Source organism: Devosia aurantiaca (genome assembly GCF_011058215.1).
GTDB lineage: Bacteria > Pseudomonadota > Alphaproteobacteria > Rhizobiales > Devosiaceae > Devosia > Devosia aurantiaca.
This window is the reverse complement of record NZ_JAALFG010000002.1, coordinates 593,458-608,208: the sequence shown is the minus strand read 5'-3', so window position 1 is coordinate 608,208 and position 14,751 is coordinate 593,458. Positions and strand designations below refer to the sequence as shown.

Annotated in this window: 13 protein-coding genes; 11 read left to right on the top strand and 2 right to left on the bottom strand. The window is 62.6% G+C overall.

All coding sequences use genetic code 11. The features are described from left to right. Positions 1-3: 3 nt before the first annotated feature. A complete protein-coding gene (gene mraY / locus G5575_RS10625; RefSeq protein WP_164534288.1) occupies positions 4-1,089 on the top strand; it encodes a phospho-N-acetylmuramoyl-pentapeptide-transferase in 1,086 nt (361 codons plus the stop codon). Here mraY and G5575_RS10620 read toward each other — a convergent pair. Beyond that, entirely contained in the window at positions 1,086-1,775 is a 690-nt protein-coding gene (locus G5575_RS10620; RefSeq protein WP_164534287.1) for an anti-sigma factor, read from the bottom strand. The genes mraY and G5575_RS10620 overlap by 4 nt on opposite strands. Then, positions 1,772-2,326, bottom strand: coding sequence for a sigma-70 family RNA polymerase sigma factor (locus G5575_RS10615; protein ID WP_235935921.1), 555 nt, complete (start codon positions 2,324-2,326; stop codon positions 1,772-1,774). Before G5575_RS10615 ends, G5575_RS10620 begins: the two co-directional genes overlap by 4 nt. 153 nt (positions 2,327-2,479) lie before the next feature. Between G5575_RS10615 and G5575_RS21755 the strand changes: the two genes are divergently transcribed. The 10 genes from G5575_RS21755 to G5575_RS10565 all read left to right on the top strand — a co-directional run bounded on the left by G5575_RS21755 (position 2,480) and on the right by G5575_RS10565 (position 14,667). Further along, positions 2,480-4,594: a DUF4394 domain-containing protein gene (locus G5575_RS21755; RefSeq protein WP_164534286.1), complete on the top strand. Its 2,115-nt coding sequence runs from the start codon at positions 2,480-2,482 to the stop codon at positions 4,592-4,594. Positions 4,595-4,642: 48 nt separating this feature from the next. Further along, the gene (gene murG / locus G5575_RS10605; RefSeq protein ID WP_328765963.1) at positions 4,643-5,707 is read left to right on the top strand and encodes an undecaprenyldiphospho-muramoylpentapeptide beta-N-acetylglucosaminyltransferase; all 1,065 of its coding nucleotides are present in this window, start codon (positions 4,643-4,645) and stop codon (positions 5,705-5,707) included. After that, a complete protein-coding gene (gene murC, locus G5575_RS10600; protein WP_164534285.1) occupies positions 5,704-7,122 on the top strand; it encodes a UDP-N-acetylmuramate--L-alanine ligase in 1,419 nt (472 codons plus the stop codon). Before murG ends, murC begins: the two co-directional genes overlap by 4 nt. After that, the gene (locus G5575_RS10595; protein ID WP_164534284.1) at positions 7,119-8,039 is read left to right on the top strand and encodes a D-alanine--D-alanine ligase; all 921 of its coding nucleotides are present in this window, start codon (positions 7,119-7,121) and stop codon (positions 8,037-8,039) included. The genes murC and G5575_RS10595 overlap by 4 nt, the downstream gene beginning before the upstream one ends. A 29-nt stretch (positions 8,040-8,068) precedes the next feature. After that, entirely contained in the window at positions 8,069-8,914 is an 846-nt protein-coding gene (locus G5575_RS10590; protein WP_164534283.1) for a cell division protein FtsQ/DivIB, read from the top strand. Positions 8,915-8,916: 2 nt separating this feature from the next. Continuing rightward, on the top strand, positions 8,917-10,224 hold the full coding sequence (ftsA, locus tag G5575_RS10585; protein ID WP_235935920.1) for a cell division protein FtsA: 1,308 nt from the start codon (positions 8,917-8,919) through the stop codon (positions 10,222-10,224). Positions 10,225-10,278: 54 nt separating this feature from the next. Then, a complete protein-coding gene (locus G5575_RS10580) occupies positions 10,279-10,758 on the top strand; it encodes a DUF4126 family protein (protein ID WP_164534281.1) in 480 nt (159 codons plus the stop codon). Between the two features lie 254 nt (positions 10,759-11,012). Then, complete coding sequence (gene ftsZ, locus G5575_RS10575; protein WP_164534280.1) at positions 11,013-12,680, top strand: cell division protein FtsZ; 1,668 nt, start codon at positions 11,013-11,015, stop codon at positions 12,678-12,680. 103 nt (positions 12,681-12,783) lie between these two features. Beyond that, a complete protein-coding gene (gene lpxC / locus G5575_RS10570; protein WP_164534279.1) occupies positions 12,784-13,740 on the top strand; it encodes a UDP-3-O-acyl-N-acetylglucosamine deacetylase in 957 nt (318 codons plus the stop codon). An 81-nt stretch (positions 13,741-13,821) separates the two neighbouring features. Further along, the gene (locus G5575_RS10565) at positions 13,822-14,667 is read left to right on the top strand and encodes an outer membrane protein assembly factor BamD (protein WP_164534278.1); all 846 of its coding nucleotides are present in this window, start codon (positions 13,822-13,824) and stop codon (positions 14,665-14,667) included. The last annotated feature ends 84 nt before the right edge of the window (positions 14,668-14,751 follow it).

The following is a 14,751-nucleotide window of genomic DNA, read 5'->3' as shown; positions in this document are numbered from 1 at the left end:
AGCATGCTCTATTTTCTCAGCACCCTGGGCGAATCCCTCGCGGCTTTCAACGTCTTCCGCTACATCACCTTCCGCACTGCCGGTGCGGTGGTGACGGCGCTGTTCTTCGTCTTTCTGTTCGGCCCCGGCATGATCGCGCTGTTGCGCGTCAAGCAGGGCCGCGGCCAGCCGATCCGCGAAGACGGTCCGGCGGGTCACCTGCTGACCAAGAAGGGCACGCCGACTATGGGCGGGCTGATGATCCTTTCGGGCACGCTGATCTCGTCGTTGCTCTGGGCCAACCTGTCCAACGGCTATGTCTGGGTCGTGCTGTTCGTTACCGTGAGTTTTGGTGCGATCGGCTTTTATGACGACTATCTCAAGGTCAAGCGCATGAGCCATGCCGGCTTCGGCTCGAGGCAGCGGCTGTTCCTCGAAGCGCTGATCGGTGGCATTGCGGCTTTTGCGATTTCGCAATTGGCGCAAGGGGCTTACGGCACTTCGTTGCTGTTTCCCTTCGTCAAGGACCTGGCGCTCAACCTTGGCTATTTCTACATCCTGTTCGGCGGCTTCGTTGTGGTTGCTGCGGGCAATTCAGTGAACCTTACCGATGGTCTCGATGGCCTTGCCATCGTTCCTGTGATGGTTGCCGCAGCATGTTTCGGCTTCATCGCCTATCTCGTCGGCTCGCAGAATTATGCGGACTACCTGCTGCTGAACTCGGTTCCAGGTACGGCAGAGCTCGCGGTGGTTTGCGGCGCCTTGATCGGCGCGGGTCTCGGCTTTTTGTGGTTTAATGCCCCGCCGGCGCAGATCTTCATGGGCGATACGGGCTCTCTGGCTCTTGGCGGTGCCTTGGGCACCATTGCGGTCGCGACCAAGCATGAGCTGGTGCTGGCGATCATCGGCGGGCTTTTCGTGCTCGAAGCGGTCTCGGTGATCGTCCAGGTCACGTCGTTCCGCCTAACCGGCAAACGGGTGTTCCGAATGGCGCCGATCCACCACCATTTCGAGCATTTGGGGTGGACGGAGTCGCAAGTGGTGATCCGCTTCTGGATCATTTCCTTTGTGCTGGCGCTGATCGGCCTTTCGAGCCTCAAGCTCCGCTAGAGCGGGGTCTTCGCAAAGCCCTTCACGAGGATCGGTCCGGTGGGCCGGCCTGTGGGCGAACCACCGGTGGGCTCCAGCGTGATCTCGTAAAGCTGCCCGCTTTGCGGTGCAGGGAGGTTAGGCCCGGCGAGGCGCATGGTCTGCGGATCCTCGAATATGCCCATCGATATCGGCCCGGTCTCGGGGTCAGGAAGTGTCCAGACCTGATAGACGCGGTCGTCCGGTTTTTGTGCCAGTTCGAGCGGCACAAGGCGAATGCTGTCATCAGCAAAGGCCTCGACGAGAACGGCCGGTTCGGCGCTGCCCTCGGTCAACAGCACGGCGACCATGAGCGGCTGGGGCGCCTGGCCAAAATTGGACCCGGCCAGGTAGCCGATGCTCAAAGCGACGAGCAGGCTGGCGGCGATGCCGGCAAAGCCGCGCCAGCGGTTGTCGTTCGCAGCGCGTGGAGGTGCTGCGGTTACGACGGGAGTGTCCAGCTCGGACGCGATGCGGGCCCAAAGCGCCGGATTGGCGGGCAGGGGCTCTACCGTGTCGTCGAGCTTTCCCAGATGCCCGCGCAGCCGCTCGACGGCCATGCGCAATTCGGGGTCGCTTGCGAGCTGTTGTTCGAAGGCGGCGAGGTCTGCGCCTTCCAGAAGACCCAGCACATAGTCGCCGATGCGTTCGCGATCGCCCTCGGTCATGACAGGCACTCCTGAAGGGCAACGGTGCCGCGGCGAACCCAGGATTTTACCGTGCCGAGCGGCACGTTCATGAACGCGGCGGCTTCGCCATGGTTGAGGCCGGTGACGTAGCACAGGAGCACGGCTTCACGCTTCGACGCATCCAGCATGCCAAGGCAATGACGGAGGGCGTCCTTGATCGAAAGCGCTTCATAGGCCGCACGCGCGTCGGCCTGACGGTCACCGAGTTCGGTCAGTTTCTCGCTGTCCTCGAAATCCATGCGGGCACTGTCGCGCAGAAGGTTCAGGGCCCGGTTTCTGACGATAGTGGTCAGCCAACCGCGGGCCGAACCTTTGCTGCCGTCAAAGCTTGCCGCCTGCCGCCAGACGGTGATGAAGGCTTCCTGTACCACTTCCTCAGCGAGGTCGCGCCGTCTCAGCAAGCGCTGGGCGATGGCGACGAGCCGGCCTGACTCCCCTTCGAACAGGGCAGCAAGCGCCGACCGATTTCCGGTGGCGATTTGGGCAATCAGCTGTTCGGCAGTTTTGGGGTCGGTCATGAGGTGGAACATGGCGGCAATCGTCCTTCATGTCGATTACCCGCGAACGGCCCCGCTCGGATGCGGGGCGAAAATAATTTTGTACCCCCTGCATCCAGACGCATCGGCCCGTGGGTAACCCCTTTGTAAACGCGCCCCGGAGGCGCCCTTCAGAGGAGACGACACATGACTTCTTCTTCCTTGCTCGCGCTGCGTGCTGCCCTGGTTCTCGGCGTTGCCGGCCTTGCTACATCCGCCTATGCCGCGCCGGCGGTTGGCCTTGTCGGCGGCACGACGCTCGTGATGTTCGATACCGAAAGCCTTGAAGTGTCCGGCACGATGGATGTGACCGGCGTTGACGGCCTGGCCGGCATCGACGTTCGCCCTGCCGACAAGCTGCTCTACGGCGTTTCGCTGGCTGGCGAAGTCGTGACCATCGACACTGCAACCGGCGCGGCAACGGTGAAGTCGACGCTTTCGGAAGCGCTGCCCAGCTATGAAGGCGCGATCGTCGACTTCAACCCGATGGCCGACCGTCTGCGCCTGATGGCGACCGACGGCACCAACCACCGCGTCAATGTCGATGACGGCATGGTCACGGTCGATGGTTCGCTCGCCTATGAAGCTGGCGACATGCATGAGGGCGAAGAGCCGGCCATCGTTGCCGCCGCCTACACCAATTCGATCGGCAAGCCCGAGGCCACCAAGATGTTCGACATCGACGCGACCATCGTCGCGCTGATCCAGCAGACCGCTCCCAATGACGGCACGCTTGCCGCCATCGGCAAGCTCGGCATCGATGGCGCGGACAACTATGCCTTCGATATCTCGTCCACCGAAGATCTGACCAACACCGCTTACCTCGTTGCCGGAACGACGCTTTATACCGTTGACCTCGACACCGGCGCTGCCACTTCGGTCGGTGAGATCTCGGGCGTCGACGACGGGCCATCAGCGACATCGCCATCCTGCAGTAATCTCCTCCCTGGTACTGCAGTGCGTCCCCGGGCCAAGCGCCCGGGGATTTTTGTTTTCCACTGGGCGATTCGCAAAACGCAAGCCGGTTGGGAAATCGGTAACCATCGGTCCGGTACAATTCGATCTTGTTTGTATCGAGTTGCCGGGCCGTTTCCGATGATGTTTTCTCGCGCCGAAAAAACGCCTCTGGCTGAATGGTGGTGGTCGATCGACCGCGAACTGCTCGGCGGGCTGATCTTGCTGCTCTGCGCAGGCATGGTGCTGAGCTTTGGCGCAAGCCCGGCGGTGGCCGAGCGTATCGGCGTTGACGAATGGCATTTCGTCATCCGCCACGCCATGTTCTGCGCGCTGGCAGTGCCGGTGATGCTTGCCGCATCGATGCTCAACCACCGGCAAGCGCGATTTGCGGCGCTCGGCACGCTGATCGTCATGGTGGCGCTGCTGTGGGCGACGCTGCGCTTCGGTACCGAGGTCAAGGGTGCCCGCCGCTGGATGAGCTTTGGGGGCCAATCGGTCCAGCCGTCCGAATTCGTCAAGCCTGCCTTTGCGGTGATCGGCGCTTGGCTGTTTTCCGAATACATGATCCATCGCAACGTGCCTGGCCGGCTGATCGCCACTGCCATCATGGGGCTGATCGTTGCAGCGCTTCTGCTGCAGCCCGACCTTGGACAAACGGCGCTGGTGATGGCGACCTGGGCAGTGCTGCTGTTTTTGTCGGGCATTTCTTGGTGGATCATCTTCGGCCTTGCCGGGTCGGCAGGCGGGCTGCTGTTTGGCGCCTATTTCTTCTTTCCGCACTTTGCGCGCCGCATCGATACGTTTCTCAACCCCGATGGCGGCGGCAATACCTACCAGATCGATCGGGCGCTGGATTCGCTCTATGAGGGCGGCTGGTTCGGCCGGGGTCCGGGCGAATCCATTGCCAAGAAGCTTATCCCCGACGCCCATGCCGACTATGTGTTTTCGGCAGCCGCGGGCGAATTCGGCGTCATCTTCTGCATGGGCCTGGTCGGGCTTATCGGCTTTATCGTCATCCGCGCCATGATCTCGGCGCAGCGGCAATCGAGCCTTTTTGCCCGTCTTGCGGCTTCCACCATCGCCGTGCAGTTCGCCATGCAGTCGGGCATCAATCTTGCGGTGAACCTTAACCTCATTCCGCCCAAGGGCATGACCTTGCCGTTCGTTTCGTATGGCGGCACGTCGATGCTCGCCGTGGCCTTCGGGATGGGGCTGATGCTGGCCTTTACCCGCACCAAGCCGGAAGAGCGTTTGACCACCGGCCTTCCCTCGTACCGCAGCGCCGTGGTAGCCCCCGCCGAATGAAAACCTTTGTTTTAATGGCAGGCGGCACGGGGGCATCTCTTCCCGGCCATGGCACTGGCCCAAGAATTGATCCGCCGCGGCCACGCGGTCGAGCTGATGACCGATCATCGCGTCGAAAGCTACGGTGCCGATTTTCCGGCGCGGCAGATCCATATCGTGCCGGCGGCAACGCCTTCGGGCGGCAATCCGCTGAAGATGGCGAGCGCAGGCTTCACTATCCTGCGCGGCGTTGCCAAGGCTCATGGCTTGCTGGGCAAGGTGCGGCCGGATGCGGTGATCGGCTTTGGCGGCTACCCGACCTTTCCGCCATTCATCGCGGCGAGCCTGCGCGGCATTCCGGGCATCCTGCATGAGCAGAATGCGGTGATGGGGCGCGCCAATCGCGCTTTGGCACGGTTCGCCGACATTTTGGCGATGAGTTTTCCCGCGACGCGGTTTGCCGATGGGCAAAACCTCGAAAAGATCGTCACCGGCAATCCGGTACGCGATCGGGTGCGGGCCGTAACGGGCCGGGCCTATCCGGCGCTTGATGACGCAAGTCCCATTCGCCTCGTGGTCACCGGCGGCAGCCAGGGTGCGCGGGCGCTGTCCGACATCGTGCCGGCGGCAATCGCGCTCTTGCCGGATGCGCTGCGGCATCGCCTACAGATCGTGCAGCAGGCGCGTGAAGAGGATATCGACCGGGTGGCCGAGAGCTATCGGCAGTCGCGCACCAATGTTGAGCTGGCGCGCTTTATTCCGGATCTGCCCGAACGCATCGCCGATGCGCATCTGGTGATCGGGCGGGCAGGGGCCTCGACCGTCGCCGAACTGACCGTGCTCGGACGGCCCGCCATCCTGATCCCGCTGCCGGGCTCGCTCGACAGCGACCAGAAGTATAATGCGCTCAATCTCGAACAGGGCGGCGGCGGCTGGGTGGCCGAACAGGCCTCGCTTTCACCGCAATCGCTCGCCACTCGCCTCCATGAGTTGTTGAGTGATCCGGCCGGTCTGAGGCGCGCTGCCGATGCGGCCCGCGCCATGGGCCAGCCCCGCGCCGTCGAAAAACTCGCCGACCTCGCCGAAATGCTTTCGGGCAAAAACACCACTATCGAAGGACGCCCCACAACATGAAGATGCCCCGCAATATCGGCCCGGTCCATTTTATCGGCATCGGCGGCATCGGCATGTCCGGTATTGCCGAAATTCTTCACAACCAGGGCTATACCGTCCAAGGCTCCGACGCTTCGCTCAACCCCAATGTGCAGCGCCTGCGCGATATGGGGATCACGGTCGAAATCGGCCAGAGCGGCGATAATTTGGGCAAGGCCGAGGTCGTGGTCGTGTCGTCGGCGATCAAGAAGGACAATCCGGAGCTGGTCGAAGCGCGCGCGCGCAACCTGCCGATCGTGCGCCGCGCCGAAATGCTGGCCGAAATCATGCGCTTCAAGACGGCAATTGCCATCGGCGGTACGCATGGCAAGACCACGACCACGACGCTGGTCGCGACCCTGCTCGATGCCGGCAATCTCGATCCCACCGTCATCAATGGCGGCATTATCAACGCCTATGGCACCAATGCGCGCCTTGGGGCCGGCGAGTGGATGGTGGTCGAAGCCGACGAGTCCGACGGCACTTTCGTAAAGCTGCCGGCAGACGTGGCGATTGTCACCAATATCGATCCGGAACATCTCGACCACTACGGCAACTTCGAGGGCGTGAAGAACGCCTTCCACCAGTTTGTCGAGAACGTGCCGTTCTATGGCTTTGCCGTCATGTGTCTCGACCATCCGGAAGTGCAGGCGTTGGTGGGTGAGATCAAGGATCGCCGGGTCATCACCTATGGCCGCAATCCGCAGGCCGATGTGCGGCTGATCGATCTCGAAAATCGCGATGGCGTGCAGCATTTCTCGGTCGAGATCCGCGACCGCATTCGCCAGACGCAGCTGCGCATCGATGGGCTCGAATTGCCTATGCCGGGCGTCCACAATGCGCTCAATGCCACGGCTGCCATTGCCGTTGCCGACCAGCTGCATGTGCCGGCCGAAGCCATCCGCAAGGGGCTTAAGGGTTTTACCGGAGTGAAGCGGCGGTTCACCAAGACCGGCGAAGTGGGTGGCGTCACCGTCATCGACGATTACGGCCACCACCCGGTGGAGATTGCGGCGGTGCTGCGCGCTGCCCGGCAGTCGGCGCGGCGCGATGTCGTGGCCGTGGTGCAGCCGCACCGTTATTCGCGCGTCAACGATCTCTTCGACGACTTTGCCGCCTGTTTCAACGATGCCGATACGGTCATCGTCGCGCCGATCTACGCGGCAGGCGAACAGCCGATTGTGGGTGTCACGCATGAAGAGCTGGTCAATCGTATCCGCGCCCGCGGTCACCGCGACGCACGGGTGCTGACCGGGCCTGAGGAGCTGGCGAAGCTTCTGGCGACGCGGGTCGAGGATGGCGACTATGTCGTGTGCCTTGGCGCCGGCAACATCACGCAGTGGGCCGCGGCGTTGCCGGCTGAACTGGGCGCGCTGATCGGCGAGGAGCCAAAATGAGCAAGCACGTCGCCGTCCTCATGGGCGGGTGGAACAATGAGCGCCCCGTCTCCCTAATGACCGGCGCTGGATGCGCTGCGGCCCTGCGCAAAGGCGGGTATGAGGTAACCGAGGTCGATGTCGGTCACGACGTTGCCGAAGTGCTTACTGCGCTCAAGCCTGACGTGGCGTTCAACGCTCTGCACGGTCCTTTCGGGGAAGGCGGCTATATCCAGGGCGTGCTCGAGCTTTTGCAAATCCCCTACACGCATTCGGGCGTGCTGGCGTCGGCGCTGGCCATGAACAAGCACCAGGCCAAGATCATCTTCAAGGCGGCCGGAATTCCGGTGACCGATCACACGATTGTCACCCGGGCCGAGGCAGCACGCGCCCATGTCATGGCGCCGCCCTATGTCATCAAGCCGATCGCCGACGGCTCCAGCTTCGGCGTCTTCATCGTCAAGGCCGATACCAGCCACCCGCCGCAGGAATTGCTGCGGGAAGACTGGACTTCCGGCGAGGAAATGATGGTCGAGCGCTTCATTCCCGGGCGCGAGTTGACCTGCGCGGTGATGGGTGATGTGGCGCTCGGCGTCACCGAGATCGTCACCGATCTGGCCTTCTTCAACTACGAGGCCAAGTACAGCCAGGGTGGCGCCGTCCATGTGCTGCCGGCGCAGGTGAAACCGAAAATTTACGACAAAGTGCAACAATTTAGCTTGGCTGCTCACACAGCTCTCGGCTGTCGCGGACTGACGCGGTGCGATTTCCGCTACAACGACGCGGCAGGCGAGGACGGCGAATTGGTGCTGCTCGAGCTCAATACCCAGCCGGGTATGACTCCGGTGTCCCTGGCGCCAGAACAGGCTGCCCATGCCGGGCATTCCTATGAAGAATTGTGCGCCTGGTTGGTGGAGGACGCGAGTTGCAACAGGTAAAAAGCGAGGCTTTTCTCGCCGGAGCGCGGATGGTCGATCCCCGCGCGCTGCCTGTTCCCGTCCGCGCGCCGCGCAGCCGCCTTGCCAACCGCTGGACCCGCCTTCGGGTGCTGCATGGCGGTCTGGTCCGCCGGGGCCTGATGGTTGCGGCACTGATTGCCGGCGCCGTCGGACTCTATGCCGTCCGCGAGCCGATCGGTGTTACCGCCTCCAATCTCGCTACTGTCGCGCAGGGTAACTTCGCCCAGGCCGGTCTTGCCATCGGCGAGATCTCGCTGCAGGGGCAAACGCTGACCTCCGAGCAGGACATTTTCGATGCGCTCGGGATCCAGCCGCATACGTCTACGCTCTCCTTCGATGTCGAAGCCGCGCGGCAGCGCGTCGCCGAGCTTCCAGCGGTCGACAGCGTCATCGTGCGCAAGACCTATCCGGGTGATGTCGCGGTCGATATCGTCGAGAAGAAGCCGATCGCCCGCTGGCGCGTCGATGGCATCACCTTTGTGATTGATGGCGATGGCGACCAGATCGGCGAAGACGGTGGCGCCTATGGCGACCTGCCGCTGGTGATTGGCGATGGCGCGGCGGACGACGCCCTGGTGATGATCCGCGCCATGGAAAATTTCCCCAGCCTCAAGGACGGCTTGATCGCGATTTCGCGCATCGCCGACCGGCGCTGGGACCTTCTTTACGACACTGGCCTGCGCATCCAGCTTCCGGAGCAGGGCGTGGCGCAGGCCATGACCAAGCTGGTTTCCTACCAGGACCAGTATCAGCTTCTCGACCGTGACATTGCTATCATCGATCTGCGGATCGAGACGGTAGTTGCGGTGCGCCCCAACAAGACCGAAGAACCCGAAGACCCCAAAGAATCATGATGATGGACGCGATGACTTCCCGGCTCCGGCCGGTGCAGCCTGGCAAGACGACGCTGGTGGCGGTGCTCGACATCGGCTCCACCAAGATCTGCTGCGTCATCGCGCGCCTTTCGCCGCGTCCCGAGGGCAAGGCCCTGCGTGGCCGTACACATCAGGCCGAGGTCATCGGCTTTGGCTATGGTCCAGCTTCCGGGGTGAAGAGCGGCGTCGTCACCGACGTGGAGAAGGCCGAGCAGGCGATCCGCAATGTCGTGGGTATGGCCGAGCGTGCGGCCGGGCTGACGCTGGAGTCTGTGCTGGTCAATGTCACCGCTGGCCGTCTCGGCTCGGAAACCTTTTCGGCCGCGGTGTCGCTCGATGGAGAAGAGGTCGAAAAGTCCGACATCGTTCGCGTGCTGCGCGCCGTGAACTCGCGCTCCGTGCGTCCGGAACGCTCGATCGTCCATGCGCTACCGATCGGTTACGCCTTGGACGGGCAGAAAGGCATCCGCGATCCCAAGGGAATGGTCGGCGAAAAGCTCAGCGTCGATGTCGCCGTGGTCAGCGCCGAAACGCTGGCCATGCGCAATCTCGAACTGGTGCTGCACCGCTGCCATCTGCAGATCGAGGCCTTGGTCGCAACGCCTTATGCATCGGGGCTTGCTACGCTGGTCGATGACGAAGCCCAGCTTGGCGTCGCCTGCATCGATTTCGGTGGCGCGACCACCACAGTGTCGGTCTTCAATGACGGCCACATGGTCTATGCCGATGCCATCGCCATCGGCGGTCATCACCTGACGCTCGATATTGCGCGCCAGCTTTCGGTCAGCGTGGCCGATGCCGAGCGCCTCAAGACGCTGCATGGATCGGTCTTGCCGGGTCAGGCGGACGAGCGCGAGATGATTTCGATCCAGCCGGTTGGCGCCTCCCATGACGAAGCGCCTGGACAGATCCCGCGCGCGGTCCTGACCCGCATCATGCGCCCGCGCATCGAAGAAATTCTTACCGCCGTGCGCGATCGCATGCAGGCGACAGGGATGATGGATATCTGCGGTCGCCGTTTTGTGCTGACCGGCGGCGCCAGCGAAATGACCGGCCTTCCCGAAGTTGCCCGCCGTACCCTGGCGCGCAACGTTCGCAACGGCCGTCCCATGGGCATTGCCGGCCTGCCCGAAATGGCAAAGGGCGCAGCCTTTGCAACCGTCGCCGGCATGCTGGTTTATCCCCAGGTCTGCCACCAGGAATATGCCGAGCCGCGCGGCTCGCGAAAATTGACCGGCACCGACGGCTACATCGCCAGGGTCGGAACCTGGCTCCGCACGAGCTTCTAGGATCGAAAGCCGGGTAGAAACCGTTCTTCCGGTAACCCTTCCGGAGAACGACCAATGCTTCGATCATTTCTGATCGGCCTTGTTGCAGGCCAGCGCGGCATCACCCCGTTGGCCACGATCGGCCTTGCGACCTATCGCGGCGAAGTCAACGATGACCTGCCGCTGCAAAAGCTTTTCCACAATCCGGTGGTGACCGCGGGTGCCGTGGCTTTCGCGGCCGCCGAAATGGCCGGCGACAAGATGAAGTCGGCTCCTGATCGCACCATTCCGATCGGGCTTGGCGTCCGCACCATCACCGCGGCCTATGCAGGGGCAGCGCTGGCGCCCCGGGGCCAGCAGGTCAGCGGCGCCGTTGTGGCAGTCGCTGCAGCAATGGTCTCTTCGTATATCGGGCTCGGAATGCGCAAGGCGGCAATGCGACAGGTCGGTCAGACGCCGAGCGGGCTCGTGGAAGATGCGCTCGTCTTCGGCAGTGCCCTTGCCATCACCAATCCGCAGCTGACCGGCACGCAGGGATTGCTCGAACAGCGCTAAATAGCAGTAGACCTCATCCTGAGCCTGTCGATGGGGGAGGTCGTGGCACGATGGGTGAGCCCGACCTCGTGGTTCGACGTGCTCACCATGAGGTTTACCCGGGTGAGAAGGCGTGGCTGGTTAACAAAGGCGTAATCGGTAACCGCTCATTGTCGCATTTTGCGGGAAAGTTAACGCAAAGCGGTCACTTGTTAGGGTGGGGTTAACGAATTGGCCCGTAAATCTTAACCAACCACGCCACTATGAGGCCACCTATGACCATCAACCTCACGATCCCGGATATCCAAGAACTAAAGCCCCGCATCACCGTGTTCGGTTGCGGTGGTGCTGGCGGCAACGCCGTTAACAACATGATCGAATCCGGGCTCGATGGCGTGGATTTCGTTGTCGCCAATACCGACGCCCAGGCTCTGGCGCTGTCCAAGGCGCAGCGCATCATCCAGCTCGGCGTCGGTGTTACCGAAGGCCTCGGCGCTGGTTCGCACCCGGAAGTCGGTCGTGCGGCCGCCGAAGAAAGCTGGGACGAGATCAACGATCACCTTTCCGGCTCGCACATGGTGTTCATCACCGCCGGCATGGGTGGTGGTACCGGTACCGGTGCTGCTCCAGTGGTTGCTCGTGCTGCCCGCGAACAGGGCATCCTGACGGTTGGCGTGGTCACCAAGCCGTTCAACTTTGAGGGCAATCGCCGTGCGCGCCTTGCCGAGGACGGCATCGACGAGCTGCATCGCCATGTCGATACCTTGATCGTCATTCCGAACCAGAACCTCTTCCGCGTCGCCAACGAAAAGACCACCTTTGCCGACGCTTTCGCGATGGCCGACCAGGTGCTGTTCTCGGGCGTCGCCTGCATCACCGACCTCATGGTCAAGGAAGGCCTCATCAACCTCGACTTCGCCGACGTTCGCGCCGTGATGCGCGGCATGGGCAAGGCGATGATGGGCACCGGCGAGGCTTCGGGCGAAGACCGTGCGCGTCACGCCGCGGAAGCTGCGATCGCCAACCCGCTGCTCGACGACGTCTCGATGCAGGGTGCCCGCGGCCTCCTGATCTCGATCACCGGCGGTCCGGACCTGACCCTTTACGAAGTCGACGAAGCGGCAAGCCGCATCCGCGAGGAAGTCGACACCGATTGCAACATCATCCTGGGCGCAACCTACGATCCGAGCCTTACCGGCACGATCCGCGTTTCGGTGGTTGCCACCGGCACCGATGCGACCATGGTCCAAGCAATGGAGCCGGCCAAGCCGCACGCGTCGCGCACCCCTTTATCCGTTAAGCGTCACGTCCCGGTCGAAGCCAGCCGACCAGTCGTGCCGCAGCCGGTGCTAGAGCCGGTCATGATCGAAGTCGAAGAAATCGGCCACCAGGTCGAGGCCGCTGTTGCCGAAGCTTTCGCAGCGCAGCAGGCGATCCCGTCCTATGCCCATGAAGACGACGGCATCCTCGTCGAGCCCTACGTTCCGGCCGCCGAATCCATTGCCGAACCGGAAGAAGCCCCGATCGTCGAAGAGCGTCCGATTCCCAGCGTCTACGTGCCCTCCCATGCTGCTCGCCCCGATGGTCAGCGCCGTATGCCGCGCACCGAGGAGCTTCCGGCTGTTGCGCGCCGGACACAGGAAGCACAGGATCAGCAGGGTGGTGAGCCCCGCAATGCTCGTGCCCTGTTCAAGCGCCTGGCCTCCAATGTCGGCCTGAACCTCGGTCAACCAGCGGTCGAAGCCAAGCCTGAACCGCGTGTTTCGATGGCGGACGATGCCGCTGCTCGAAGCGCAATTGAGGCAGGCGGCGCAAGGACTTCGCGGGTTTCTTCGCCAGTCGAAGGTGCCCGCGGCGCGCTCGACAACCAGGGCCGCGCGCCAGTTGCGCCGGTGCAAAAGGACAGCCTCGAAATCCCGGCCTTCCTGCGCAAGCACGGTTGATCCGCTTCTGACTGCGACATGAACGTTTCTCGGCGCGGCTTCCGCGCCGAGATTTTTTAGCTAACAGATGCGTGAAATACGACTTCGGTAGGGTGTGCCCAGGATGATCAGACTATCGACGCGTCAGCGCACACTCGCCGGTGAAATTTCCTTCTCAGGCTATGGTGTGCACGGCGCGCAGCCGGTGACGCTGACGATGGGGCCGGGCGTTCCCGACAGCGGCTACATGATCCGGCGCGAACTGGGCGACGGTACCTTCTCCAAATCGGTCCAGGTTCATCATTCGCGCGTCACCCGCACGACGCTTTGCACCACGCTCGATCTGGGTGACAGCGTCAGTGTCGCCACCGTTGAACATGTGGTTTCGGCTCTTTCCGGCATGGGCGTCGACAATGCGATGATCACGCTCGACGGCCCCGAATGCCCGATCATGGATGGCTCGGCGCATCCCTTCGCCGAAGCGATCCTCGCCGTCGGCCTCGAAATCCAGCCGGCACAGAAGAAGTTCCTCAAGGTCCTTCGCGCGGTGACCGTGCGCAATAACGATGCCTTTGCGGCGCTCGAGCCCTATAATGGCCGGGCGCTCGACCTCGAAATCGACTTCGACTCCAAGGTCATCGGCCGCCAGCGCATGATCTTCGACTGGACGCCGCGCCGTTATTTCGAAGACGTCGCTCGCGCCCGCACCTTCGGCTTCGTTCGCGATGCCAAGATCCTGCGCCAGGCCGGCTATGCGCTGGGCTCGAGCCTCGACAATTCCATCACCGTTCATGAAGATCGCGTGCTCAATCCTGGCGGCTTGCGCTTCGAAGACGAGTTCGTGCGTCACAAGCTGCTCGACGCCATCGGGGACCTCTCGCTCGCGGGCTTGCCGATCTGGGGCCGCTTCCGCTCCTACAAGGGCGGTCACGCGCTCAACGCTCACGTTTTGGCCGGACTCTTCTCCAGCGAAGCCAATTATGAGATAGTCAACGCTGAAGACCTGACGCTGGAATTCGATACGTTCGACGACCAGCCCGAAGGTCTTGCGGTTCAGCCCTACCTGCGCTCGGTGCGCTGAGCCGAGCCGCTGCGCCACAGTTTTGATCGATTTGCCAACTACGCCGCGCCCATCTGCGGATGATATTGAACGGGGCCGTTTGTGAAGCTTGACGTTGTGAGCCAGTTCGCCAGCCGGTCCGTCCGGTTTGCCCTTATTGGCCTATTTGCCGCCGTGCTGACGGCTTGTTCCGGCGGTGGTCTATTTGGTCCGCCAAAGCTCAAGGAAGAGCCAATCGTTCCGGCCGCCTCGCTTTATCAAAGCGCGCTCGACGATATTGACCGTCAGTATTATCAGACTGCCATCAAGAGCCTCGAAAAGCTCGAACGCCAACATCCGCGCGATCCGCTGACGGAAAAAGGCAAGCTGATGCTGGTGTTTGCCAACTATCGCAGCAACCAGCTCGAAGAGGCAATTCTGGCTGCCGACCGGTTCCTCGCGCTCTACCCCAATGGGAAGGACGTGCCCTATGTCCTTTGGCTCAAGGCCACTGCCTATTTTGCGCAGATCAAGGACATCACCCGCGACCAGCAGTTGTCGCGCGACGCGATCGACACCTATACGCTGCTGATCAACAATTACCCCAAGTCCGAATACGCTGCGGACGCCAAGGAAAAGCTGCTGGTCGCTTATGACCAGCTGGCCGGCAAGGAAATGTCGGTTGGCCGCTATTATCTCGGCAATGGTCAGTATGCCGCCGCCATCAACCGCTTCCGGGAAGTGGTGGAGACCTGGCAGACATCGACCCATATCGAAGAAGCGCTCTATCGCCTGACCGAAGGCTACCTGCTGCTCGGCCTCACCAATGAAGCCATGTCCGCGGCGGCCGTGCTGGGGCACAACTATCCGTCCAGCGACTGGTACAAGCGCAGCTTCGAGCTTTTGGGCAAGCAGGGCCTCGCGCCGCAGCTCAATTCGGGCAGCTGGCTGGCGGCGCATCGCCGCTGATCCTCAGCGACAGGAAATGGAACGGGCCCCGCGGGGCCCTTTCTTTCGGGGATGCGCCTTGCACCCCGTTGCTATTTTGTTCTG